Here is a 23,671-nt window from a genome sequence, read left to right as displayed (position 1 = left end):
ACGAGACAACAATGGACAACAAACAATTACTGAGCCTGCGCTGCCAGCACACCGAAACCGGCATGACAGCGGACGAAATCGCGACAGCACTGCAAGCCACACCGGGCTGGGCGCAGGATGGCGCGCGCATTGCGAAAACGTATCAGTTCAAAAATTATTATGAAGCACTAGCGTTTGTGAATGCGATTGCCTACGTGATTCATGCTGAAGATCATCATCCTGAACTGGTGCTGACCTACAACCGCGTACTGCTGCGCTTTGACACCCATACCGTGAATGACGGCAAAGGTGGGATCTCGCTGAATGACTTTATTCTGGCGGCCAAAGTGGATGCCATTTTCGAACAGAGCTTCGCATAATGGCGACGCAACAGGCAGAAATCATCGCTGCACATGGTCGCCATTATCTGGCGACCGCTGAAGTCGATGGCCAGAAGCTGCGCCTGCACTGCGTGACCCGTGGCAAGAAAAGTGATATCGCCGTCGGTGATCTGGTTGAAATCGCGCTGACCTCGAAAGATCAGGCCGTCATCGAAAAAATCGTCACCCGCAAAACCCTGCTGTACCGCTCGGATCAGTACAAATCCAAAATGCTGGCAGCGAATCTGACCCGCTTGCTGATCGTGGTGGCGACGGAACCCGGCTTCACTGACGATCTGGTATCGCGCGCGCTGGTCGCAGCAGAATCGGCCGGGATTACGCCGTGGCTGGTGCTGAACAAGGTCGATCTTACCGATGCGCTGCCGCGTGCGCGTGAACGCATGCAAATGTACCGCGACATCGGTTATCCGGTGCTGGAAGTGTCGGCGCAGGGCAATCCGGAAGCCACCCGCGCTGCCTTGCTGGAGATTATTCAGGGCGAAAGTACGATACTGATCGGCCAGTCCGGCATGGGTAAATCCTCGCTGATCAATCTGCTGGTGCCGGATGCCGATATTGCGACCCGCGAAATTTCTGCCGCGCTGGATACCGGCAAACACACCACCACCTTTACCCGTTTGTACGATTTGCCGGAAGGCGGCAAAGTCATCGATTCACCGGGATTTCAGGAATTCGGTCTGCATCATCTGAGTGAAGGCATGCTGGAGCGTGCATTTCCGGAATTTGTACCGCACCTAGGTCACTGCAAATTCTATAACTGCCACCACCATGCCGAACCCGGCTGCGCCGTGCTGGCAGCGGTGGAAAGCGGCGAGATTGCCACGCTGCGCCATGACTTGTTTGAACAACTGGTACACGAATCCAAGCAAAAGGTAGGTTACTGATCTATCGCTGATCAGCCGCAAAAACAAAAAACGGTGCTTTGACGGCACCGTTTTTTTCTTCTTACATCCGACCAGACCTCTGCCCCCTCAGCCCCGGAATGTGCAGAACTCCGCATTTGCACTTTTTACCCCCTGCCCTGCGAGCCAGCGTTTCTGCCGACGTCCGCGAAAACTTCCCTTTTTTCTGTGCTGAATGCCGCATTTGGGGTGTTTGGGGCATTCTGCACGGTTGATTGACTTGCCCGCAGCGAATACAACGCGCTAAGGCACCGAATCAATGCACCAGAGCTATCCCCTGAAAAACAAAAGCTGCCCGCAGGCAGCTTTTGTTGATGTTGCTTAGTTTGCAGAAGGGCGGGCTTTACAGCTTGCCCTGCTTCAGCGTCTGATACCAGACCCGTTCTTTGGCATCGAACGAGCGTTGCAGCATGCGTTCAGGAATTTCCCAGACGATCAGCTTCGGTGGTTCCTGCTCGAACACTTTGCTGTGGAAAAACGCTTGTGCCGCGCCGTCAAATGCGCCGCCGTCTTTGGCCAGATTTGCGACCGGTGCGCCGACATGGCGGCTCAGGAAAGGCACGAAATTGCCGCGCAGGCTGAACGAGGTGCCGATCAGCGATATGGCCGGTAAGCCGCTGTCGCCGAACAAATCATCGCTCTGCACTGCCACCGGTGTCACGTCGCTGAGCGTGGCGACTTCGGTTGCTGGTCGCGCCCACAGCGGCACATCGTTGAGGCTGGATAATTTATACAAGTCGCCCAATCGTTCCGCCTGACGGCTTTTCACTGTTTCTGCGTTCATTGGCGCAGCTTCTGTGGCGATCAGTTGCTGCTGACGTAACTGCTGCGCAATGTAGGCCGAAACCGCATTGGCACCGGCTTCATTCCAGTGTGAATCGGTACGGTAATAGCGTTCGCCCTGTACTTGTTGCAAAGGCTCGCGCAAATCCAGTACGGGCACACCGGCAGCACGTACTTCATTCATCCACAGATCATAACGGGCTGCAAACGCTGCCGGGCGATGCAGGCCGCAGGTATGCGCGGTTTCGATACGCGCTTTGTCCGGCACCATGGCAATCACCAGCGGTATGCCGCGCTGCTTTAGCTGACGTGCAACTTCGGTCACCATCCATGCGCGGGCACGGGCATTCTGCGCGCCGCCGTCGAAAGTCGTCAGTTCTTCGGTCAGAAAAAACCAGCCGCTGCAACCAGGGCGCACCTGCGCACCGGTATCGCGTGCCAGATTCCAGCTGACGGCACGTTCGGTGGCAGCAAAGTCTTTGCTGAAAATAAAATGATCGTTCAGCTGACTGGTCAGAATGCGGGTGGATTCGCCCTGAGCGACCTTGTGCCAGTCTGCCATCTCCTTCCATTTTTCAGCAGGAATCTGCTGCAGGCTGCGCACACCGGCAATCAAACCACCGAAGGTGATCAGGCCGAATGCCAGCGCAGGCAGGTATTTCCAGACACCGGCTTTTTCAGGACGATATTGAAATGATTCGCTCATACCGGCCTCTTAAAACTGAAAATACAAAAACGGAATGGCTTTTTGCCCCGCCAGTACCACGACGCCATAGGCAAAGGTCAGTACCGGCCACAGCATGCTCCACTGCATCACGCCCAGACCACCGCGTTTTGCAATCGCAGTTGCCGGATACACGACACAGCACAAGCCAATGGCGAAGGTCAGCAAAATCATCGGACGCAATGCGAGTATCACTTCATCCTGAATACCGAAACCGTTGAGGCCGAATTGTCCGGCCCACATGCCGAGTGCACTGTCGAAACCACTGGCGCGGAACACAGTCCACGCCAGCATCACGGTCAGCATGGTCAGCGCACGTGAAGCGTAGTCCGGCATGGATAATCCGCGCTGGGTGAATGCACGGTCACAGCACAGTGCGGTGCCCTGAATGATGCCCCAGATCAGATAATTCCAGTTATCGCCGCCATGCCATAAACCACCGATCGCCATGGTCAGCATCAGGTTGATATAGGTGCGGGTAATGCCGTAACGGTTGCCGCCGAGACTGATGTACAGATAATCGCGCAGCCATGATGACAGCGTCTGATGCCAGCGCCGCCAGAAATCCTGAATCGAAACCGCCAGATACGGGTTATTAAAGTTTTCTTCAAAGTGGAAGCCGAGCATCAGGCCCAGACCAATCGCCATCGCGCTGTAACCGGCGAAATCAAAATACAGCTGAAAGGTGTATGCGATACAACCTATCCATGCATCCCAGAAACCGGGATTTTTCAGACCGAAACACAGGCTGACCACCGGCGCCAGCGTGTCCGCAATCAGCACTTTCATCGAAAAGCCGATCATGAAGCGGCGCACACCGAGTGAGAATTTCTCCATCGAAAAGACGCGCTCACGCAATTCTTTGTCGATGACTTTATAACGCACAATCGGACCCGCAATCAGATGCGGGAACATTGCCATGTAGGCCGAAAATGCCAGCACATCGTATTGCGCAGGCACGACTTTGCGACGCACATCCACCAGATACGAAATCGCATGCAGCACAGTGAATGACAGCGCAATCGGCAGCATCACGTGTTCCCACGGGACAGGCTGCATCTGATGACCTGTCAGGAATTCATTGAGCGTGCCGACCAGCATATTGGTGTATTTGTACCAGACCAGTGAGGCCAGATTCAGAATAATCGCCCACGCCATCCAGCGCGTTTTCCATTTTTCATCACTGGTTTTATCGATCAGTATCGCCGCGCCCCAGGCCAGCAGCGTCAGCGCGATAATCAGAATCAGAAATTTCGGTGTCCACCAGGCGTAAAAAATCCAGCTTCCGACCAGCAGCGTATGGTTACGGAAACGCTGCGGTGTCAGCAGATAAAACGCAAAAAACAGCGGCAGGAACAGCGTCAGAAATTCAAGTGAGGCGAATACCATAATCCGGGCCCGGCGTCTGATCAGGAAGTGCTGTCACGCACAAAAAATACTTGCTGGGCTTTTTTGGCAGGAATCACTATCACGCTGTAACGTTCACCCGCCTGCAACTGCCCCATATCGACAGCAGCACCGGCATTCGATTTACCGCACTGCGCCTGCACACTGAGTTTGACGGCATTCACCAGACGGCGCTGCGTTGTACCCGGCGCGACATTCTCAAACACCGATGCGCCTTTCGCACCACCGCTCAGACCAGCCTGAGCACAGGCCGGATCAGCGTTTAATAACGAGATCGAAGCACGGTTAGCATTGAAGTCCGTTGGCGATTCGCGCACGATCAGTTTATCGAGCGCACTGCCTTGCGGCACCAGCACTACGGTAACAAATTCGCCCGGTTTTGCGACAACTTCCACCGAAGTTTTCAGGCTGCCCGCCTGTGCACTTGCAGTCAGCTTGTCACCAGCCTTGACCGGGAAAAAGCGCGATACGCGGTTATCGGTTTGCGCACCCAGCGCCAGTTTATTCGCACCGTTGGTAATCGTGACTTTATCGCCTGCAGCATTCAGAAAACGGACGAAAGACGAATCCTGGCTAGGGCCGGTTTCATACAGAGAATTATCAGCAAGTGCGGTCAGCGAAGTGCACAGCGCGAAGCAGGTCAGAATCAGCTTTTTCATGGTGGTTTTTACATCAGCAGGCTATAAAAAATGCTGCGGTACACGGTACTTCTGTCTGTACAAAAGCGCGCGCCCGCAGCATCCGGCGTTCAGTGATGATCAGCGTTTGATCGTTTTCAGGATTTCCGGTGTCACAATCGCATTACCGATGGCTTCACCCCAGGATTTATAACCGGCGATATCCAGATGCTGTCCATCGGTAGAACCCCATTCACCCGGTTTCGACATTTTCAGCGAATCCACATAGGTGCATGGTGCAGTGATTTCCGACAGATAATTCGACATTTCCTGTGCGCGGGCGAAGGTTTTGTTGAACTTGCCGCCTTCGCTGCCCCACGCCGGGCCAACCCAGACGCAAGCGACGTTATTATTTTTCACGCCTTTGGTCAGACGCGACACCTGCTGCCAGATCCAGGTCTTTTGCAATTCAGGCTGGTTATAACCGGCCATGGTGTCACCGTTGACGATGACGACCAGATTCGGCTTATAGGTTTTGACCATTTCATTGAAAGGACGGGTCATGGCTTCCTGACCTTCTTTCACGACGACCGGGCCGTCTTTAATACGCTCTGCACCACCGCAAGACGACTGGGTTTTCACCATCCACTCGCCGGCAGCCACACCGCAAGCACCGAAGGAATACACGACCGCCCCTTTTTTCATCAGGTCGTTGTGCAGAGTGGTAATCAGGTAGTCTGGCGTAGACATGTGGCTGTCGCCAATGACGAGGACGGTCAGTCCGGCTAAGAGTGCGCTCATATTCAGTTCCCGGCTAATCAGTAAAGTGCAGCACAACCGGTGCGGCTGTGCGCAATCATTCAGTCGGACAAGGTTTTTTCGTCACCTGGCCCCCTGACCGGAATTATAATGAGGATGTTACCAATTGTTACTGTCACATTGGCAACATTTCCCGTAACCCATCAGTTTTTTTACGAATTGACGAAAATTAACAAAATAGAGTAATTTGCTCTTGCTGAGATTTTCGGTAAGATAAGGCCGGTTTCCGCACTGCAAAAACAGCAATATCACGCCAGATTGCAGGTTTTCCTGAATTTAATACGGAGTTCAGGCAATCTTCCCTTATAATGAATTCGTTTTGATTGTGGCAGCAGGCACTGAAGCTGCCGGTTTCTATTTATGGCTATTAAACACTTTCTGCAGTTCTCTGATTTTTCCCGTACAGAATTCGAATATGTGATGCAGCGTGCCCGCATCATCAAACAACGCTTTAAAGCGTATCAAACCTATCATCCGCTGGTAGACCGCACGCTGGTCATGGTGTTCGAGAAAAACTCCACCCGTACCCGCCTGTCGTTTGAAGCCGGTATGCATCAGCTCGGCGGCGCAGCAATCTATCTGAATACCCGTGACAGCCAGCTTGGCCGCGGCGAACCGGTCGAAGATGCAGGTCAGGTAATTTCCCGCATGTGCGACATCATCATGATCCGTACATTTGAGCAATCGATGATTGAACGCTTTGCTGAGTACTCGCGCGTACCGGTCATTAATGGCTTAACCAACCAGCACCATCCTTGTCAGGTACTGGCAGACGTGTTTACCTACATTGAGCACCGTGGCGATATCAGCGGTAAAAAAGTAGCGTGGATTGGTGATGCGAACAACATGCTGTATTCCTGGCTGCAGGCGGCCAAAGTTTTCGGTTTCCATCTGCATGTCTCCACGCCGAAAGGCTATGAAATGGATATGTCATTGGTGGATGCAGACAATCAGCACTTCACCCTGTTTGATGACCCTTCCGAAGCCTGCGCCGGTGTGGATCTGGTCAATACTGACGTGTGGACCAGTATGGGGTACGAAGCAGAGAATCAGGCACGTCTGAAAGCCTTTGACGGCTGGATCGTGGATGAAGCGAAAATGGCGCGCGCCAACACAGATGCGTTGTTCATGCATTGCCTGCCTGCACATCGCGGTGAAGAAGTGTCTGCCGCCGTCATCGATGGTCCGCAGTCCGTTGTCTGGGACGAAGCAGAAAACCGTCTGCACGTACAGAAAGCGCTGCTCGAATACCTGGTCATCGGCAAGGTCAGTAATTAATCCGACGCGGCCCTGCCGGCCGCTGTCTGACGTGCAAATCGCCGCCAGACTTTTCCGGCAGCCTGCTTCCGGTGGCAGTTCAGTACCGGAACATGCAGAACAGCAAAGAACTTTTCCAAGACGTTACGAAAGCACATCATGAGCGATATCAAAAAAGTCGTCCTCGCCTACTCCGGCGGCCTCGATACCTCAGTCATTCTGAAATGGCTGCAGGATAACTACCAGTGTGAAGTGGTAACCTTTACCGCTGACCTCGGTCAGGGTGAAGAGCTGGAACCGGCACGTGCCAAGGCACTGAAATTCGGCATCAAGCCGGAAAATATTTTTATTGATGATGTGCGCGAAGAATTCGTCCGCGATTTCGTATTCCCGATGTTCCGTGCCAATACGGTGTACGAAGGTGAATACCTGCTGGGTACATCAATCGCTCGTCCGCTGATCGCAAAACGTCTGATTGATATCGCAAAACAAACCGGCGCGGATGCCATTTCCCACGGCGCAACCGGTAAAGGTAATGATCAGGTGCGTTTCGAGCTGGGTGCGTATGCACTGATGCCGGGTGTCAAAATCATCGCCCCATGGCGTGAATGGGATCTGCTGTCCCGTGAAAAACTGCTGAAGTACGCAGAAGATGCCGGTATCGATATCGATATGAAACACCGTAACGGCGGTGCGCCTTACTCTATGGATGCCAACCTGCTGCATATCAGCTTCGAAGGCCGCCATCTGGAAAACCCGAGCGCTGAAGCAGAAGAATCCATGTGGCGCTGGACAGTCAGTCCGGAACAGGCACCGGATGCACCGGAATATCTGGATATCGAATTCGAACGCGGCGATATCGTGGCACTCAATGGCGTGCGCATGTCTCCTGCCACCGTACTGGCTGAGCTGAACAAGTTGGGCGGCAAACACGGTATCGGCCGTCTGGATCTGGTGGAAAACCGCTACGTCGGCATGAAGTCCCGTGGTTGCTACGAAACCCCTGGCGGTACGATTATGCTGCGCGCTCACCGTGCGATCGAATCGATCACACTGGATCGCGAAGTAGCACATCTGAAAGATGATCTGATGCCACGTTACGCCAGCCTGATTTATAACGGTTACTGGTGGTCTCCTGAGCGTCTGGCATTGCAGACACTGATCGATCACACACAACAAAGCGTGAACGGCTGGGTACGCGTGAAGCTGTACAAAGGCAACGTCATCACTGTTGCACGTGATTCCAAAACTGATTCTCTGTTTGATCAGACCATCGCTACTTTCGATGAAGACGGTGGCGCATACAATCAGGCAGATGCCGGCGGCTTTATCAAACTGAACGCACTGCGTATGCGTATTGCTGCCAATGCGCGCGCCAAACGCGGTCAGTAATCAACGGATGGATTAACCTATCCCGGCCCGCTCCTGTGAGCGGGCTTTTTTTCGACAGGAGCAGCAATGACAACGCAGTTCGATCAGGTCAGTGTCATCACGAAAGCCAATGTGTACTTTGATGGCAAATGTATTTCCCACACCGTGTTATTTGCCGACGGCAGCCGTAAAACGCTGGGGGTGATTTTCCCGTCCAGTCTGACTTTCAGCACAGGCGCTGCCGAGCGCATGGAGCTGAATGCAGGTACATGCCGTGTACGTCTGGAAGGTGAAACGGAATGGAAAACCTATACCGGCGGTCAGTCTTTCGACGTACCGGCAAATGCGAAGTTTGATATCGAAACTCTGGAGTTACTGGATTACGTCTGTCATTTCCTGTAATCAGAATCGCAGTGTCCGGCAAACAAAAAAGGCTTTCCATGATCAGGAAAGCCTTTTTTACTGTTCCGGCAAAACCGTTTATGCGCGTGTCGTCTTACGGAAATCTTTAGGACGGAATCCCATCAGTCCCAGCGCTGCGAAGTAAATCCCTGCGGATGCCACCATCAGCATTACCATCAGACCGAGTCGTAAGACCGGCATGGATTTCAGCTCCAGCCACGGAATCTGATCCGAAATATACGATGCAGTCGCAGCCAGTAACATCAGCGCAGCAATCAGTTTCAGCAAAAACAGGAACCAGCCCGGACGTGGCTTGTAAATGCCGCGCTTACGCAAACCTGTGTACAGCAGAGTGGCATTCATACACGCGCCTAAACCCACGGACAATGCGAGCCCTGCATGGGCAAACATCGGCACAAAAATCAGGTTCAGTAACTGCGTGGTGATCAGCACCGAGACAGCAATTTTGACCGGTGTACGCACATTCTGTTGCGCATAAAAACCCGGAGCGAGAATTTTCACCACAATCAACCCCAGCAAACCAATGCCATACGAAACCAGCGCGTTCGATGTCATATGCACAGCATGCGCATCAAATTTTCCGTGATGAAACAAGGTTGCTGTCAGCGCTTCAGGAATGATTGCCAGCGCCACTGCCGCCGGCATTGCCAGCAAAAAGGTCAGGCGCAGTCCCCAGTCCAGCAGATCAGAATATTCTTTCGTGTCGCCGGCCGAATTCGCTTTCGACAAGCCCGGCAGCAAGATCGTACCGAGTGCAACACCAAGCATCGCGGTCGGAAATTCCATCAGACGATCTGCACTGGCCAGCCAGCTGGTGCTGCCCGCAACCATTTCTGAAGCCAGACGGGTGTTAATCAGAATACTGATTTGCGATGCAGAGACCGCCAGAATGGCCGGTGCCATGTTACGCAGAATACGGCGCACGCCTTCGTCCTGCCATGCAGCGCGCATACCAAAACCGATGCGCGGCAGCATGCCGATTTTCGCCAGCGCCGGAATCTGTATCGATAATTGCAGCAAGCCGCCGACAAACACAGCGATTGCCAGCGCATAGATAGGCTGCTCCATACGCGGTGCCAGCCACAATGATGCGGCAATCGAACACAGGTTATACAGTACCGGCGTAAACGCAGGCACTTTAAATTCGCGCCATGTATTCAGAATGCCGCCCGCCAGTGCCACCATCGACATAAAGCCGATATACGGGAACATGATACGGGTCATTACTATCGTGGCGTGGTAATCGTCCGGCCTCGACATAAAACCCTTGGCTGCAAAATAGGTAATCACCGGAGCGCCCAGTACGCCGAGCAGGCAGGTGACCACCAGTGCCCAGGTCAGCAAAGTAGCGACGTGATCCACCAGCTCGCGGGTACGCTCTTCACCGCTCCGGGTTTTATATTCCGCCAGAATTGGTACAAACGCCTGTGAAAACGCTCCCTCAGCAAACAGACGGCGCAACAGGTTAGGAATACGGAACGCAGTGTTAAACGCATCGGTCATGCCATTCGCACCGAACTGCGTGGAAATCAGAACATCCCGCGCCAGCCCGGTAATGCGGGACAGCATGGTCATGCCACTGATAGAAACAAGGGTTTTAAGTAAGTTCATGGGGCGGCATTATACCTGTGCAGTGCACAAACTTCCCTTTTCAGGCTGTTTTGGTACACTGCCGGACAACCCGACCGACTTCTATTTGCTGCCCGGAGCTTTTTTATGCTGAAGGTTTTCCGTTCACGCCGCCTGTTGTGCGGCATCCTGCTGAGCCTGACTGCCCATCTGAGTGCAGGTGCTGCTGACACGAGTGCCCTCGAAAAAGCACGCGATGCACTTGCCCAGAGTGGTTTTCAGGGTGCGGTTGTTGCCGCGCGCGGAGATCAGATATTTCTGCAGAAAAGTATCGGGAACTTCGGACCACTGAATAAAACCTTCCGCTTCGCCTCTGTCACGAAAATGATGACAGCCATTCTGATCATGCAGGAAGTCGAATCAGGCAAATTAAAACTGGATGAGCCGCTGGGCAAATACTGGCCGGACTATCCGAATGCAGATGCGCGCAAAGCAACGATACGCCAGCTACTGATGCATTACTCCGGTTTGTACAATGAAAACGCCATTCCCGACTTTCACATGAAAGCAGCAAACCGTGGCGACAATATGCAGGAATTTGCGACCGGTGTTTGCGCACAGCCTGTGCAGGCTGCCCCCGGCGCACGTTTTGATTACAACAATTGTGATTACATGGTGTTGGGTGCATTGCTGGAAAAACTGAACCGCCAGAGTTTTCAGCAACTGCTGCAAAAACGCGTGTTTCAACCCGCCGGTATGAAGCAGGCTGGTCTCTACACCGCTGCGATGCCGGACAATCCTTCTCATGTACACGGGATACTGAACGGTCAGCCTGAGCCTGAAGTGAATTTCGCCAGCTACGGCGCGGCAGGCTCCTCATTCGGCACACTGTCTGATTTACTGGCGATTAACCGTGCACTGATTCAGGGCAAACTGATCTCGGCAACTGCCCGTTCTGAAATGACAAAACCGAATGCGACCGGTGGCGCACTCGGTGTCTGGGTCTATCCGTTCAGCGGTGCAGATGCAGCAAAACCCGTTGTCATTACCGAGCGTCAGGGCTGGATCGCGGGATTACGTATTCTGAATCTGGTGGATATCAACAGTGGCAACATCCTGATACTGGTCAGTACTAACGGCGATCTGGATATGACGCAAACCTGGGCCAATCAGGGTCCGGCAGCACCTCTGCTGGCAGCATTACTGAAAACCCGTTAATTCCCCTGCACACCCTGAAACAGGCTGACATCAATCTGATGGGTGTCTTTCAGGGTTTGCAGCACGATATTGGAACGGATATCCAGCACGCCTTCCGTTTTATATAAACGTTCCAGCACAAAGTGTGAATAATGCTTCAGGTTGCGGGCTCTTACCCGCAACAAATAATTTGCATCACCGGTAATGATGTAAGAGCCAACCACCTCCGTCCATGCCTGCAAAGCACGGGAAAAATTTTCGTGCCACTTCTCCACATCGCGCCGCATGGTGACCTGCACAAACGCATCCACTTCCAGACCCAGTTGTTCCGGATTCAGTACCGCACAATACTGCTGAATCACACCGGCATCTTCCAGCATTCGCACTCTGCGCAGGCAACTGGATGGCGATAAATGCACTTTATCCGCCAGCTCCTGATTACTGATACGCCCTTCGGTTTGCAGTGCCTGCAGAATTTTAAAATCAGTTTGATCAAGTTGCATAAGCAGTTCTGAGAAGATAGTCTTAAAAAATAGAATTTTCTGCGATTATTTTACAACCTGATCAAATAAGCCACCAAAAATAAGCACTTCTCCTGTGCAATTTGCAAGCACCTGCCAGCCATCCGCGCATACAATTTCCGGCAACAAGACTTTAAACGGAGACAGCATATGCAGTTATGGGATATCACACCGCCGGTCGCCCCCGGTATTCCGGTCTGGCCGGGTGACAGTGCCTATTCCGCCGAGACAACATGGCAAATTGCCGATGGCTGCCCGGTCAAGGTCAGCAAGATCACCATGTCCACCCATACCGGTGCACACTGCGATGCGCCGTCACACTATGACAAAGACGGCCTTGCCATCGATCAGGTCGATTTGCAGACCTATCTCGGCCCTTGCCGCGTGATTCATGCGATTGGCTGCGACCAGGTCAGGCCAGAGCATGTGCAAGCTTTTCTGCAGGATTTGCCGCAGCGTGTTTTATTCCGAACGTATCAGACTGCCCCACAGATGCAATGGGATTCCGGATTTGCCAGCGTGGCACCGGAAACAATTGATTTACTGGCGGCACACGGGGTCAGACTGATCGGTATCGACACGCCGTCGTTTGATCCTGAAACATCAAAAACGCTGGATGCGCATCACCGTATGCGCCATCACGGTCTTGCAATTCTGGAAGGCATCGTACTGGATGCCGTGAGCGCGGGGGATTACGAACTGATTTGCCTGCCTCTGCGCCTGCAGGGGCTCGATGCCAGCCCGGTACGTGCGGTGCTGCGCTGCGAATAACTTTCATTCATAACGGAGACAGTCATGACCATACAAAGCCGAGAACAGTGCGAACAGCTCGATCGCGAGGATGCACTTGCCCATCTGAAGCAGGAATTCGCTCTGCCTGAAGGCGTTATTTATCTCGATGGCAACTCGCTCGGTGCACGCCCGAAAGCCGCTGCCAGCCGCGCAGCAGAAGTAATACAGCAGGAATGGGGGACAGACCTGATCACCAGCTGGAACAAAGCCGGCTGGTTCGATCTGCCATCCCGCCTGGGTAATTTACTGTCACCGCTGATCGGCGCTGAAGCGAACGAAGTGGTAGTAACCGATACCACCTCAGGCAACCTGTTCAAAGCACTGGCCGCCGCGCTGCATATGCAAGCCGGCGATGATCAGCGTAAGGTGATCATTACGGAACGCAGCAACTTCCCGACAGATATTTACATGGCCGAAGGCCTGACTGGCTGGCTGCAGCGCGGCTACCGTATCCATCTGATCGACAGCCCTGAAGAGTTGAGCACTGCCATCAATGCGGAAACAGCAGTAGTCATGCTGACTCATGTGAATTACCGCACCGGTTACCTGCATGACATGCAGACAGTGACGGCGCTGGCGCATCAGCACGGTGCACTGATGCTGTGGGATCTGGCGCACTCGGCCGGTGCAGTTCCGGTGAATCTGAATGCAGCCAATGCAGACTTTGCGGTTGGCTGCACTTACAAATATCTGAACGGCGGCCCCGGCTCACCAGCGTTTATCTGGGTTCCTGCACGCCATCAGGCTAAATTCCGTCATCCGCTGTCCGGCTGGTGGGGTCATGCCAGCCCGTTTGCGATGAGCCCGCATTTCGAGCATCAGCCAACCATCCGTGCAGCCTTGTGCGGCACACAACCTATCGTTTCGCTGGCGCTGGTGGAATGCGGTCTGGAAATCTTCGCAAAAACCGACATGCAGGCACTGCGCAAAAAATCGCTGGCACTGACCGATTTATTCATTGCACTGGTTGAACAGCGCTGCGCCGGCTTTGGTCTTGAACTGGTAACACCGCGCGACCACGTACAGCGTGGCAGCCAGGTCAGCCTGCATCATCCGCATGCATATGCACTGATTCAGGCGCTGATTGCGCGTGGTGTGGTCGGTGACTATCGTGAGCCCGGCATACTGCGCTTCGGCTTCACACCTTTGTACGTCGGTTTTGCTGATGTATGGGATGCGGCGGAGCATTTACGCGACTTGCTCGCCAGTCAGTCATACGACCTGAATCTGAAGCGCAATGCCGTGACCTGAGCGCCATGACCGGATCTCTCAAACTAACTGGATAACTGGATAAAACACCATGAGTAATCAACACAATCAAACCGGTGAAGGCCGCTGCCCGATGTCGTGGCATGGCGCAAAAATGGATTTTTCTGAAGCCATGAGTTACGGCGATTATCTGGGACTGGATCAGGTACTCAGCGCCCAGCACCCGCTGTCACCGGATCACAATGAGATGCTGTTCATCGTTCAGCATCAGACCAGCGAGCTGTGGATCAAACTGATGCTGCACGAATTGCACGCTGTACGTCATCAGATGCAGGCCAATGATTTACCTCCGGCCTTCAAAATGCTGTCCCGCGTAGCCCGCATCATGGATCAGCTGGTACATGCCTGGGATGTACTGGCGACCATGACACCAAGCGAGTACAGCGCGATTCGTCCTTATCTGGGTGCTTCTTCCGGCTTTCAGTCACACCAGTACCGTGAACTCGAATACTTACTGGGAAACAAAAATGCGAGTCTGCTGGCAGTGCATGAATGCAAACCGGAAGTTCATACACGCCTGAAAGCTGCGATGGATACGCCTTCCATTTACGATGAAGCCATCCGCCAGTTGGCTGCAGCGGGCTTTCAGATTGATGCGGAATGTCTGCAGCGTGACTGGTCACAAACCCGCAGCATGAATGAATCGGTCAAAGCAGCATGGCTGGAAGTGTACCGTGCACCGGAAAAATACTGGTCTTTGTATGATCTGGCTGAAAAGCTGGTGGATATGGAAACCTCTTTCCGTATGTGGCGTTTCCGTCATGTCAGTACCGTTGAACGGATTATCGGTTTCAAAACCGGTACCGGCGGCACGGCGGGTGTTTCATACCTGAAAAAAATGCTGGATGTAGTGTTGTTCCCTGAGTTATACGCTTTACGTACAGAACTCTGACCAGCGCCCGCACCGGATATACAAAGAGATTGAGGCAGATCGATATCTGCCTCTTTTGCATTGCAACATCCTGACCATGAACGGCGTATGATGACGGTGGGTGCAAATGCGCCCGCATTGTTCAGGAGTCTACGTATGAAACCCGCTGTTCCTGCCATTAACGCCGCTTCCGCCCCACTCTCCTCTACCCCCGCCAATACCAGACCAGTCAGTATAAAACCGGTACTGGCAATGGCCACAGCAATTCGTGCCGAATACGGCAGTTGCGTCGCGATTGAATATCTTCAGGCCCACGGTATGTCGCAGGCTGAGATCCAGACATTCTTTGCCGCTACGGACGTCGCACACTAATATGTCTGCGCGCTGAGCAAGACCAGGTTTGTATCATTCCCTGCAGCGCAAACGATTGCGCGCTAGAATACGGCCTCTGGTGTTTTTGCTTGAAAATTTCCGCACAGACACTAAACTTCGCAACTTTCCCGGACAGATGCCACAAGCCTCTCTGTCTTTTTTACTTTCAGGAGTGTCCAGATGTCTACCCACACTGTCACCCGTACCCCGGTTCCCGCTGATACTCTTCTGTCTGACATGGCAGCAGCGAACAATACCAGTCGTGACAAATACCCGCTAACGCAACCGGTATTCAGTACCAGTTGTGCGATTGAATATCTGCCCGGCAAAGAAGGCGGATTTGCAATCACCGAACGTGTCGTGCTGCACTCCAGCAAAAGACGTTCACGCAAGTAATCTCACATTCTTCAGGCATAATCATTCTTTTTATTCTGAGCGGAGGAATGATGCTGCCTGTTGATGTCGCTGCCAGCTTTCTTGGCATAGCCATTTTGCTGGGCTTCAGCCCCGGCCCGGATAATGTTTTTGTACTGATGCAGTCGGCCATGCAGGGTCGTCGCGCCGGTATGCTGGTTGTGCTTGGTCTATGTACCGGACTGATCGTCCACACCACAGCGATTGCCTTCGGGCTGGCTGCCGTATTTGCCGCATCCGCCACCGCGTTTACGGTGCTGAAATTCACCGGCGCTGCTTACCTGCTGTACATGGCTTACGGTGCATTTAACGCACCTGCCGACACAGCGGATAAACCGGAAGGTGAACGTCTTGCTGCCCGCAGCCTGTATTTGCGCGGCTTTGTGATGAATCTGACCAATCCAAAAGTCGTGCTGTTCTTCCTCGCATTCTTACCGCAATTTGTTTCCGCAGAGCGTGGTCCGCTGGCACCGCAATTCATCCAGCTGGGCGCACTGTTTATCATCGCAACCCTGATTGCATTCGGCAGCATTGCATGGTTCGCAGCAACTGCGGGTCAGTTTCTGCGTAAATCAGCACGCGCACAGATTGCGCTGAACCGTGTTGCGGCAACCGTATTTGCAGGCCTCGCCGTAAAGCTGGCGATGGCGCAACGCTGACCGTTTTTTCACTGGCTGCACAAAACAAAAAGGATGCATATGCATCCTTTTTTATTGCGCGGAACATGAATCTGCACTTGCTACAAAGTGTTCGGTGCCCTCAGCATACTGAAAATACGTCGGCGGAAAAAGACCAGCACGCCTGCTACCACAGCCATCGCGACATTAAACCAGAGTATCGTGTCGCCACCATGATCGACAAACGGGCGTGTTGCTGACGGCATGGCAGCTGCCTCCAGTCCGCGGTCATAGACGGCACCGACTACCTGACCCGCATTATTAATGGCATTCGTCAGATACAGACTTTTGCCGCTCGGATGTACCAGCATTTTGTTATCGCGCCAGACAAACGCCAGCCGGATGTGTTCAAGATCAACGATGCCAACAACATGACCATCGTCATTGATACCGGTCGCCACGCTGTCGCCGTAACCAATCAGTGCGCCTAAGTCTTTCATGGTTTTGCCGTCATACACAAATGCATGCTTACTGCGATCCGGCATTTCCGACATTCCTGCCACCACGCCGTGTTTGTTGATGGCATTTGCTGAACTGTAACGTCCGCCCAGCGTACCCAGATCCTGCATTCCTTTTTGCGGATCGTACAAAAATGCGTGCCGGTAACCACCGGAAGTCACTGAAGTACCCGCCACCTGCCCGGTATCATTCATCGCCACTGCATAACTGATATTGCCGCCCAGCGTACCGAGATCACGCATCCCCTGCCCCGGACGATAAAAAAATGCATGCCAGTTGCCGTCTGCCAGATCCGAAAAACCGACTGCTTCACCGGCATTATTCAGTGCCAGGCCATGACTGCTGCGCCCTCCGAGCGTGCCAAGCATGGTCGGATTTTGCGACTGATGAAAAATGACTGCCTGCCAGCCGTTATCGCGCTGCACAGAACCGATCACTTCGCCGAAGCGATTAATCCGGTTTGCTTCACTGGCGATTTCACCACCGGTTTCCAGCAAACTGACCTTGCCGCGCTCAAAGAATGCGGCATGCGGCGTACCGTCTTTGTCACGCACGACCAGCGCCACCTGACCGGCATTATTCATATCGTTGGCAACGGACTCGCCATATTTATCCCGGCTGACGCCAAGGCTGAAGCGACTGGCCAGCACATCCTGCGACAGACTCAGGGTAGTTAATGCAACAACGGCTGCAAAGCGACGCATGTGGCTCCCTCCGGTTGAATATCAGGAGCCGACTATAACTGGTTTTTATAATCAAAAACCTAAGCTAGTAAAAATACAACGATATTCAAATGACAAGCCAAAGCTCACCAGACCACGGCAACAGACAGGAAGGGGAGAAACGGAAGAAAAAGAGAACTGCATCAGAAAAACACTGGTCCCGCCGACAGGAATCGAACCTGTATCTTACGCTTAGGAGGCATACGTTCTATCCATTGAACTACGGCGAGACGCGGTGTCTGTGCGCGGCGGCACAGCAAGCGCGGTATCTTACCTGACATGCTGCTAACAATCAATTCGGCGGGGACGGGTTTTACCCTTCGCACTGCGGGCTTGACGTACAATAGCGCGTTTTGTGTGCAGCGCCGCTGCACTGCTCTGTTTCTGACTCGGAATCCCTTATGGCAGTTATTTCTCTGACCAATGCCCAACTGGCATTCGGCCACGTTGCATTGCTGGATCATGCTGAATTTTCGCTGGAGGCCGGTGAGCGTGTCGGCTTAATCGGCCGCAACGGCACCGGCAAATCGTCCTTACTGAAAATCATCGCGAAAACCTCGCGTATGGATGATGGCCTGCTGGTCATGCAGCAAGGTATACGCATTGCTTATGTTGAGCAGGAGCCGCAATTTGCGCCCGAAATCTCGGTGTTTGACGCAGTTGCCAGCGGACTTGGTGAGTGGCAGCAATTACTGCAGGAATACGAAAGCCTGACGGGGCAATTTGGTGGTGATGATGATGCGGCGGTGATGGATAAGATGCATGACATTCAGCTGAAACTGGATGCGGCCGATGCCTGGAATCTGCCGAACAAAGTGGAAACCGTGCTGGCGAAACTGAATCTGGATAAGTCAGTAACGGTAGGCAGCTTATCCGGTGGTACCCGTAAGCGGGTGGCGCTGGCAGCGGCACTGGTCAGCGGACCGGATGTGTTGCTGCTCGACGAACCGACTAACCATCTGGATTTCTCTTCGATTCAGTGGCTGGAAGGCTTGCTGCGTGAATTCCGCGGATCGATTCTGTTTATCACGCATGACCGTAGTTTTCTGGACAATGTCGCCACCCGCATCGTGGAGCTGGACCGTGGTCGCCTGTTGTCTTTCCCCGGTAACTTTGCCGCCTATCAGACACGTAAAGCAGAATTGCTGGATATCGAAGAAACTGAGAATGCGAAGTTCGATAAGTTACTGGCGCAGGAAGAAGTCTGGATACGTAAAGGTGTCAAAGCACGCCGTTGCCGTGATGAAGGCCGTGTGCGCCGTCTGGAGCAAATGCGTCTGGAACGCAGTGCACGCCGCGATCAGCAGGGTCAGGTCAAACTGGATATCACCACCGGCGAACGTTCCGGCAAGATCGTTGCAGAGCTGGAAGCTGTCAGCAAAATCTACGGCGATAAGCGCGTGGTGCAGCAATTCACCGGCACGCTGATGCGTGGCGATAAAGTCGGTCTGATCGGGCCGAACGGTGCGGGTAAAACCACCCTGCTGAAACTGATTCTGGGCGAACTGGCACCGGATAGCGGTACGGTGAAACAAGGTGCGCGTCTGCAAGTCGCGTATTTTGACCAGATGCGGGCGCAACTGAATGAAGAAATCAGTCTGGCTGAAACCATTTCTCCGGGCAGTGACTGGGTCGAAGTCAATGGTCAGCGCAAGCACGTGATGTCGTATCTGGGTGACTTCCTGTTTGCACCGGAACGCGCACGTTCTCCGGTCAAATCTTTGTCCGGTGGCGAGCGTAACCGTTTGCTGCTGGCGCGTTTGTTTGCGAAACCGGCCAATGTGCTGGTGCTGGACGAACCGACTAATGATCTGGACATCGATACGCTGGAATTGCTGGAAGAATTGCTGACCGATTACGACGGCACGGTATTTCTGGTCAGCCATGACCGTACCTTCCTCGACAATGTGGTCACACAGGTCATTGCATCGGAAGGCGACGGTCTGTGGCGTGAATATGTCGGCGGCTATACGGACTGGGAGCGCTATCAGCGCACACTGTCCCAGCAACAGGCTGACAAAGCGGCAGCACCGAAACAGGAAAAGGCAGCGGCCAAACCTGCGGAAGATAACAAAGCAGCTGGCGCACGCAAGAAACTGAGCTACAAAGAACAGCGCGAGCTGGATGAATTACCGGCGCTGATTGCAAAACTGGAAGCGGAACAGGCAGACATTACAGCGCAGTTAAATGATGCTGATCTGTATAAAAACGGCCCTGACCGTGCTAACCAGTTGCACAGCCGCTATGCTGAACTGGATGAACAATTGCTGAATGCGCTGGAGCGCTGGGAAGCGATTGAAAGCAAACAAAACTAAGAGGAAAGCCATGCGCAAAAGCACGCTGATACCGGGTTGTTTACTGATGATGGCATTACCGGCCATGGCACAGACCATGTACAAATGCGGCAACAGCTATCAGGATCATGCGTGTGCGCCGGGCCAGAAGGGTCAGATCATCAGTCAGGCAGAAGCGCCGCCGGCGCAGCCCAAAGCAGCGGTTGATCCGGTGTGTGTGCGTCAGGGTGACGAAGCCAAGCGCATTGCATGGATGCGGGAAGCCGGTGCGACGCTGGCCCGCGCGATGGAAGGTTCCGATTCTGAAGACCGTCGCCGTCTGGTCAGCGATGTGTACAGCCTGAAAGGCAATTCGCTGGAAATCAAACAGCAGATTGAAAAGCTGTGTATGGACAGAGTCGCTGAACGCAATGGTGCGCGTCAGGCAGCTCCGGTTGCGGAAGCGAAACCGGCAGCAGCATCTGCGCCACAAGCGGCAGCCCCTGCCGCCAAACCCGCCAGCGGCCCGCAACAAAAAGAATTGTGCGACAAACTGCGCACCGCCTTGTCAGGACTTGGGCAGCAGCAACAGGGACTGACAGGAGAAGCGAAACAGAATGCACCGTACAAGCCGGAAGATGTGAATAAGCAGCTGGCTGAATTTGGTTGTACGCGCTGAAGAATCAGCAAGGCAGGTAGCGAACCGTGCTACCTGTTTCAGACTGCCTGAAAACGCTGAAAATCGCCTGAAATGCGGACTCCTGCACAATTTTTTGTCGTCGTCCGCGAATTCCCTGGGCTAGCGGGCATGCTTCAAATGAAAATCTGCACACCACTTGAGTAACTGACTGGCTGGCATCGGTTTCGCAAAGTAATACCCTTGCACCTGATCACAACCCATCTTTCTGAGCATCTCCACGGTTTCAACCCGCTCTGCACCTTCAGCCACCACTGGCAAACCAAAGTTGTGCGCCAGATCGACGATACTTTTGACGATTTGTTCATCCTGTACCGAATCGGTCATGGAATCGACGAATACGCGGTCGATTTTCAACTCATCAATCGGGAAGCGGCGCAGATACGCCAGCGATGAATAACCAGTACCGAAATCATCAATCGCCAGCTCAAAGCCCAGACGCTTGAGTTCAGTCAGCACTTCCACGGTTTGCTCCAGATCGCGGATCAGCGCACTTTCCGTGATTTCCAGACCGATGCTGCCGGACGCGGCAAACCAGACTTCCAGCTTATGCGCCAGTGTGCGCGGCAATTCAGGCTGGTTCAGCAAACGGGCTGACAGATTGATCCAGATTTTCACATCCAGCCCCTGCGCCTGCCAGCCGGAGGACTCGCGCAATACCGTGGTCAGCACCTGCAGGGTCAGCGCTTCCACCATACCGCAGCGTTCCACCGTTTCAATCAGCTCATTGACCGGTACAAACTGCGGATGATCCGACGGCCAGCGCACCAGTGCCTCGACTGCCACCACGCGATTGGTGTGAATATCGACTTTCGGCTGATAGACCACATTCAGCGCATTCGCTTCGATCACTTCCGCCACCAGCTTGGGCAGATTTTCCGGCAGCAGGCTGGTTTTAATATCCTGCTCGGCAAATGCATAGCGTAAATGTTCTGCCGCGGCCCGCTTCTGCGCCTGATCCGCCATGCGTATCATGGTGGTGGATGTCAGACCCGTCACCGGCGTGACTGCCACACCGATGCTGGGGCTGAAATGTACGCTGTGGCTGTCCAGCATCAGTGGGACATCCAGCGTGGTCAGGATACGGTGTATCGCCAGCAGTACCAGTTCCGGTGCGGCCAGCCCCGGCAGCATCAGCCAGCATTCGTTATCGCTGGCAAACACGGCCACATCCTGATCGCGCAGCCCGGGACGCAGACGCTCCCACAAGCGCTGCCGGATCACATCGGCGTAGCTTGGAGAAATCAGGGAAATAATCCGGTCGCTGCGCTGTAAATGCAGCACCAGCAGCGCCAGCGTACGTTCCGGTCTGGCATTATCAATTTCCTGCTGCAAACGCACGGCAAATTCAGCGCAGTGATGCAGGCAGCTTGCGCGATGTTGTTCTGTATCCATTAAGCTCTCGCCTGATAAAAACGACGACTGTCGATGCCGTAAGCACCATCGGGCAAACCACGCAGAATGCGAACCGCTTCTTTCCCTGACAACACTTCCTGACGCATCAGATTCATCACGGCAGGTTGCTCACGCTCTTTTTTATTCGCATCGGTCAGCACCAGAATTTTGGGTTCCAGACGGCGGACTTTGTTGTGCTCCAGCACAATCGCCGCTTCGCCAGTGGATAACTCGATCAGGCTACCGACCGGGAAAATACCGATCGCCTGCACAAAATCTTCCACCAGTGGCTCATGCAACTGCGGCCCTGCTTCTTTGAACAATTCCTTCATGGCATCGAAGGCTGAACGGGTTGAGTCATAGGAGCGCTCGGAAGTCATCGCTGCAAAGCTGTCGGCAATCGCCGCCATACGTCCGAAAATACTGATTTCAGCGCCTTTCAGTCCGGCCGGATAACCACTGCCATCCATGCGCTCGTGATGCTGACTGATGCCCAGATACACGTTATGGGACAAGGGCCCGTTACTCTGCAGTTTATTCAGGCTGGCTTCGACATGGGTGCGCATCATGTCCATTTCGTCCGGTTCCAGCTTTCCCGGTTTTTTCAGTACATCGTCCGGCAGATTCAGCTTACCAACATCCAGTAACAAACCGATCAGCCCCAGTTCATTCAGTTGCGGACGGGCGAAGCCCAGATAACGTCCCAGCACCATCAGATACACAGCAACCTTGATGCCGTGGTTATAGGTTTCCACATCCTCGCTTTGCATGCGAACCAGCCACATCAGTGCAGACGGGTTGGCAATCACCGATTCCGACAGCAACTGCACCGCTGGCTGCACCTGCTCCACCGTCAGCTCGCGCCCTTCGCGCAAGTCTTCGTACATCGTGTGCAGAAACTCTGTGGTCCGTTCAATTGCATGGCTGGCCCGCACCAGCTCTTCCTGCATCGGTGCACGGTCTTTATAAATGACCAGATGCAAATTGTCAGGGATGTAATCCGGATGGCGCTGGCGGCGCGGGAAATGGCGGCGCTGACGGGTATCGCCGACCGGCTTCGCACGGTTCCATGACACCACCCAGTCTTGTACCTTTTCATACAAACTAAGTGGTGCATAGACCACATCACGCGGATACAGCGTGGCGATAAACTGTGAGAAGGAAGCGTTCGATGGTGGCAGCAGACTGCTGCTGCTTTCTGCTTTGGTTTCATCCCGCTGTTCAGCAGCGTGTACCTCGTAACGCAGAAAATACGGCGCCGGCTGTCGCACCTGACCATTGCCAGCCATACGGCGTGCATCACGAATCGCAGAGCCCGGTACGCGCGGCGGCTCCGGTTTCAGGACTTGCTTCACTTTGTCCATCACCGAATTATGTCCGGGTGGTGCGGTATACACGACACGGACGCCGGGAACCGTTTTTTCAAAATCCGGCGTGATATCTGCCACTTCTTCGTGAAAACTGTCCCACGGCAGATGCAGTAAAGAAGACTGATCACTGCGGCTGGGATCGATCGTGACATGGCTGACCATGTTCTTCAGGGTTTGCAGATCCAGCAACTCTGTCAGCAGAAAACCCTGAATCAGAAAACTCGTCTCTTCCCACGGACGATCGAGTTCACTGACAAACATGCCAGTGCGCAAGTCATGAACGCTGATTACCAGACTCTGACGTAATTTTCTTTTTTCGCGCATTCCTAAACCAATCCGACATCGACACCGCGTTACCGCAGTCCATTCTGAATATCTGTTGCCGTGCGA

The 23,671-nt window shown here is 53.7% G+C and carries 23 protein-coding genes, 1 tRNA gene and 2 pseudogenes; 16 read left to right on the top strand and 10 right to left on the bottom strand.

Annotated elements, in window-relative coordinates; genetic code table 11:
- Positions 1–11 precede the first annotated feature (11 nt).
- Both KDM89_RS11895 and rsgA read left to right on the top strand, forming a co-directional pair.
- Positions 12–359 carry a 4a-hydroxytetrahydrobiopterin dehydratase gene (locus KDM89_RS11895; RefSeq protein WP_212688153.1) on the top strand — a complete coding sequence of 116 codons (348 nt, stop codon included), beginning with the start codon at positions 12–14 and terminating at the stop codon, positions 357–359.
- Positions 359–1,264 carry a ribosome small subunit-dependent GTPase A gene (gene rsgA, locus KDM89_RS11890; protein ID WP_212688152.1) on the top strand — a complete coding sequence of 302 codons (906 nt, stop codon included), beginning with the start codon at positions 359–361 and terminating at the stop codon, positions 1,262–1,264. Before KDM89_RS11895 ends, rsgA begins: the two co-directional genes overlap by 1 nt.
- A 361-nt stretch (positions 1,265–1,625) precedes the next feature.
- Here rsgA and KDM89_RS11885 read toward each other — a convergent pair whose 3' ends face one another.
- From KDM89_RS11885 to KDM89_RS11870, 4 genes are all read right to left on the bottom strand, one after another.
- Entirely contained in the window at positions 1,626–2,771 is a 1,146-nt protein-coding gene (locus KDM89_RS11885) for an alginate O-acetyltransferase AlgX-related protein (protein ID WP_212688151.1), read from the bottom strand.
- 9 nt (positions 2,772–2,780) lie between these two features.
- Positions 2,781–4,178, bottom strand: a complete 1,398-nt coding sequence (locus tag KDM89_RS11880; protein WP_212688150.1) for an MBOAT family O-acyltransferase — start codon at positions 4,176–4,178, stop codon at positions 2,781–2,783.
- Positions 4,179–4,198: 20 nt separating this feature from the next.
- On the bottom strand, positions 4,199–4,855 hold the full coding sequence (locus KDM89_RS11875; RefSeq protein WP_212688149.1) for an alginate O-acetyltransferase AlgF: 657 nt from the start codon (positions 4,853–4,855) through the stop codon (positions 4,199–4,201).
- A 99-nt stretch (positions 4,856–4,954) separates the two neighbouring features.
- Positions 4,955–5,614, bottom strand: a complete 660-nt coding sequence (locus KDM89_RS11870) for an SGNH/GDSL hydrolase family protein (protein WP_230427828.1) — start codon at positions 5,612–5,614, stop codon at positions 4,955–4,957.
- A 378-nt stretch (positions 5,615–5,992) separates the two neighbouring features.
- On the opposite strand from KDM89_RS11870, the gene argF reads away from it, so the two are divergent.
- From argF to ppnP, 3 genes are all read left to right on the top strand, one after another.
- Positions 5,993–6,910, top strand: a complete 918-nt coding sequence (gene argF, locus KDM89_RS11865) for an ornithine carbamoyltransferase (protein WP_212688148.1) — start codon at positions 5,993–5,995, stop codon at positions 6,908–6,910.
- A gap of 138 nt (positions 6,911–7,048) precedes the next feature.
- Entirely contained in the window at positions 7,049–8,281 is a 1,233-nt protein-coding gene (locus tag KDM89_RS11860) for an argininosuccinate synthase (RefSeq protein WP_212688147.1), read from the top strand.
- Positions 8,282–8,347: 66 nt separating this feature from the next.
- Complete coding sequence (ppnP, locus tag KDM89_RS11855) at positions 8,348–8,662, top strand: pyrimidine/purine nucleoside phosphorylase (RefSeq protein WP_189357391.1); 315 nt, start codon at positions 8,348–8,350, stop codon at positions 8,660–8,662.
- Positions 8,663–8,740: 78 nt separating this feature from the next.
- Here the strand turns inward: ppnP and murJ are convergent, their stop codons facing one another.
- Positions 8,741–10,294 carry a murein biosynthesis integral membrane protein MurJ gene (gene murJ / locus KDM89_RS11850; protein ID WP_212688146.1) on the bottom strand — a complete coding sequence of 518 codons (1,554 nt, stop codon included), beginning with the start codon at positions 10,292–10,294 and terminating at the stop codon, positions 8,741–8,743.
- A 105-nt stretch (positions 10,295–10,399) separates the two neighbouring features.
- Here murJ and KDM89_RS11845 point away from each other — a divergent pair, with 105 nt between their 5' ends.
- Positions 10,400–11,470 (top strand): serine hydrolase domain-containing protein, encoded by a 1,071-nt coding sequence (locus tag KDM89_RS11845; RefSeq protein WP_212688145.1) that lies wholly within the window; start codon positions 10,400–10,402, stop codon positions 11,468–11,470.
- Here KDM89_RS11845 and KDM89_RS11840 read toward each other — a convergent pair.
- Entirely contained in the window at positions 11,467–11,952 is a 486-nt protein-coding gene (locus KDM89_RS11840; RefSeq protein ID WP_212688144.1) for an Lrp/AsnC family transcriptional regulator, read from the bottom strand. The genes KDM89_RS11845 and KDM89_RS11840 overlap by 4 nt on opposite strands.
- Before the next feature lie 168 nt (positions 11,953–12,120).
- On the opposite strand from KDM89_RS11840, the gene kynB reads away from it, so the two are divergent.
- The 6 genes from kynB to KDM89_RS11810 all read left to right on the top strand — a co-directional run bounded on the left by kynB (position 12,121) and on the right by KDM89_RS11810 (position 16,347).
- Complete coding sequence (gene kynB, locus KDM89_RS11835; protein ID WP_212688143.1) at positions 12,121–12,741, top strand: arylformamidase; 621 nt, start codon at positions 12,121–12,123, stop codon at positions 12,739–12,741.
- Positions 12,742–12,765: 24 nt separating this feature from the next.
- Entirely contained in the window at positions 12,766–14,013 is a 1,248-nt protein-coding gene (gene kynU, locus KDM89_RS11830; RefSeq protein WP_212688142.1) for a kynureninase, read from the top strand.
- 49 nt (positions 14,014–14,062) lie between these two features.
- On the top strand, positions 14,063–14,923 hold the full coding sequence (gene kynA, locus KDM89_RS11825; protein ID WP_212688141.1) for a tryptophan 2,3-dioxygenase: 861 nt from the start codon (positions 14,063–14,065) through the stop codon (positions 14,921–14,923).
- 135 nt (positions 14,924–15,058) lie between these two features.
- Positions 15,059–15,274 (top strand): hypothetical protein, encoded by a 216-nt coding sequence (locus KDM89_RS11820; protein ID WP_212688140.1) that lies wholly within the window; start codon positions 15,059–15,061, stop codon positions 15,272–15,274.
- 180 nt (positions 15,275–15,454) lie between these two features.
- A complete protein-coding gene (locus KDM89_RS11815; protein ID WP_212688139.1) occupies positions 15,455–15,670 on the top strand; it encodes a hypothetical protein in 216 nt (71 codons plus the stop codon).
- 50 nt (positions 15,671–15,720) lie between these two features.
- Positions 15,721–16,347: a LysE family translocator gene (locus KDM89_RS11810; RefSeq protein WP_212688235.1), complete on the top strand. Its 627-nt coding sequence runs from the start codon at positions 15,721–15,723 to the stop codon at positions 16,345–16,347.
- An 80-nt stretch (positions 16,348–16,427) separates the two neighbouring features.
- On the opposite strand, the gene KDM89_RS11805 is transcribed toward KDM89_RS11810, so the two are convergent.
- Positions 16,428–17,528 (bottom strand): HAF repeat-containing protein, encoded by a 1,101-nt coding sequence (locus tag KDM89_RS11805; RefSeq protein ID WP_212688138.1) that lies wholly within the window; start codon positions 17,526–17,528, stop codon positions 16,428–16,430.
- A gap of 173 nt (positions 17,529–17,701) precedes the next feature.
- Positions 17,702–17,776: transfer RNA gene (locus KDM89_RS11800), tRNA-Arg, on the bottom strand.
- Between the two features lie 171 nt (positions 17,777–17,947).
- Here KDM89_RS11800 and KDM89_RS23060 point away from each other — a divergent pair.
- From KDM89_RS23060 to KDM89_RS11790, 4 genes and pseudogenes are all read left to right on the top strand, one after another.
- Positions 17,948–18,835: pseudogene (locus KDM89_RS23060) on the top strand (ATP-binding cassette domain-containing protein); the annotation flags it as partial.
- A pseudogene (locus tag KDM89_RS23055) lies at positions 18,818–19,342 on the top strand (ATP-binding cassette domain-containing protein); the annotation flags it as partial. The pseudogenes KDM89_RS23060 and KDM89_RS23055, both read left to right, overlap by 18 nt.
- The gene (locus KDM89_RS23050; RefSeq protein WP_438947518.1) at positions 19,328–19,861 is read left to right on the top strand and encodes an ATP-binding cassette domain-containing protein; all 534 of its coding nucleotides are present in this window, start codon (positions 19,328–19,330) and stop codon (positions 19,859–19,861) included. The pseudogene KDM89_RS23055 and the gene KDM89_RS23050, both read left to right, overlap by 15 nt.
- A 10-nt stretch (positions 19,862–19,871) precedes the next feature.
- Positions 19,872–20,498 carry a DUF4124 domain-containing protein gene (locus tag KDM89_RS11790; protein ID WP_212688136.1) on the top strand — a complete coding sequence of 209 codons (627 nt, stop codon included), beginning with the start codon at positions 19,872–19,874 and terminating at the stop codon, positions 20,496–20,498.
- A gap of 120 nt (positions 20,499–20,618) precedes the next feature.
- Here the strand turns inward: KDM89_RS11790 and KDM89_RS11785 are convergent, their stop codons facing one another.
- Both KDM89_RS11785 and KDM89_RS11780 read right to left on the bottom strand, forming a co-directional pair.
- On the bottom strand, positions 20,619–21,911 hold the full coding sequence (locus tag KDM89_RS11785; RefSeq protein ID WP_212688135.1) for a putative bifunctional diguanylate cyclase/phosphodiesterase: 1,293 nt from the start codon (positions 21,909–21,911) through the stop codon (positions 20,619–20,621).
- Positions 21,911–23,605 (bottom strand): HD-GYP domain-containing protein, encoded by a 1,695-nt coding sequence (locus KDM89_RS11780; protein ID WP_212688134.1) that lies wholly within the window; start codon positions 23,603–23,605, stop codon positions 21,911–21,913. The genes KDM89_RS11785 and KDM89_RS11780 overlap by 1 nt, the downstream gene beginning before the upstream one ends.
- Between the last annotated feature and the right edge of the window lie 66 nt (positions 23,606–23,671).

Source organism: Cognatundibacterium luofuense, assembly GCF_018139685.1.
GTDB lineage: Bacteria > Pseudomonadota > Gammaproteobacteria > Burkholderiales > Burkholderiaceae_D > Undibacterium > Undibacterium luofuense.
The sequence above is the reverse complement of the archived record's forward strand: the minus strand, read 5'-3'. Positions and strand labels throughout refer to the sequence as shown.

Excerpts from the sequence above, each read along its gene's own strand:
- KDM89_RS11895 (WP_212688153.1), top strand. The coding sequence starts at position 12 with ATGGACAACAAACAATTACTGAGCCTGCGCTGCCAGCACACCGAAACC.
- rsgA (WP_212688152.1), top strand. The coding sequence starts at position 359 with ATGGCGACGCAACAGGCAGAAATCATCGCTGCACATGGTCGCCATTAT.
- KDM89_RS11885 (WP_212688151.1), bottom strand. The coding sequence starts at position 2,771 with ATGAGCGAATCATTTCAATATCGTCCTGAAAAAGCCGGTGTCTGGAAA.
- KDM89_RS11880 (WP_212688150.1), bottom strand. The coding sequence starts at position 4,178 with ATGGTATTCGCCTCACTTGAATTTCTGACGCTGTTCCTGCCGCTGTTT.
- KDM89_RS11875 (WP_212688149.1), bottom strand. The coding sequence starts at position 4,855 with ATGAAAAAGCTGATTCTGACCTGCTTCGCGCTGTGCACTTCGCTGACC.
- KDM89_RS11870 (WP_230427828.1), bottom strand. The coding sequence starts at position 5,614 with ATGAGCGCACTCTTAGCCGGACTGACCGTCCTCGTCATTGGCGACAGC.
- argF (WP_212688148.1), top strand. The coding sequence starts at position 5,993 with ATGGCTATTAAACACTTTCTGCAGTTCTCTGATTTTTCCCGTACAGAA.
- KDM89_RS11860 (WP_212688147.1), top strand. The coding sequence starts at position 7,049 with ATGAGCGATATCAAAAAAGTCGTCCTCGCCTACTCCGGCGGCCTCGAT.
- ppnP (WP_189357391.1), top strand. The coding sequence starts at position 8,348 with ATGACAACGCAGTTCGATCAGGTCAGTGTCATCACGAAAGCCAATGTG.
- murJ (WP_212688146.1), bottom strand. The coding sequence starts at position 10,294 with ATGAACTTACTTAAAACCCTTGTTTCTATCAGTGGCATGACCATGCTG.
- KDM89_RS11845 (WP_212688145.1), top strand. The coding sequence starts at position 10,400 with ATGCTGAAGGTTTTCCGTTCACGCCGCCTGTTGTGCGGCATCCTGCTG.
- KDM89_RS11840 (WP_212688144.1), bottom strand. The coding sequence starts at position 11,952 with ATGCAACTTGATCAAACTGATTTTAAAATTCTGCAGGCACTGCAAACC.
- kynB (WP_212688143.1), top strand. The coding sequence starts at position 12,121 with ATGCAGTTATGGGATATCACACCGCCGGTCGCCCCCGGTATTCCGGTC.
- kynU (WP_212688142.1), top strand. The coding sequence starts at position 12,766 with ATGACCATACAAAGCCGAGAACAGTGCGAACAGCTCGATCGCGAGGAT.
- kynA (WP_212688141.1), top strand. The coding sequence starts at position 14,063 with ATGAGTAATCAACACAATCAAACCGGTGAAGGCCGCTGCCCGATGTCG.
- KDM89_RS11820 (WP_212688140.1), top strand. The coding sequence starts at position 15,059 with ATGAAACCCGCTGTTCCTGCCATTAACGCCGCTTCCGCCCCACTCTCC.
- KDM89_RS11815 (WP_212688139.1), top strand. The coding sequence starts at position 15,455 with ATGTCTACCCACACTGTCACCCGTACCCCGGTTCCCGCTGATACTCTT.
- KDM89_RS11810 (WP_212688235.1), top strand. The coding sequence starts at position 15,721 with ATGCTGCCTGTTGATGTCGCTGCCAGCTTTCTTGGCATAGCCATTTTG.
- KDM89_RS11805 (WP_212688138.1), bottom strand. The coding sequence starts at position 17,528 with ATGCGTCGCTTTGCAGCCGTTGTTGCATTAACTACCCTGAGTCTGTCG.
- KDM89_RS11790 (WP_212688136.1), top strand. The coding sequence starts at position 19,872 with ATGCGCAAAAGCACGCTGATACCGGGTTGTTTACTGATGATGGCATTA.
- KDM89_RS11785 (WP_212688135.1), bottom strand. The coding sequence starts at position 21,911 with ATGGATACAGAACAACATCGCGCAAGCTGCCTGCATCACTGCGCTGAA.
- KDM89_RS11780 (WP_212688134.1), bottom strand. The coding sequence starts at position 23,605 with ATGCGCGAAAAAAGAAAATTACGTCAGAGTCTGGTAATCAGCGTTCAT.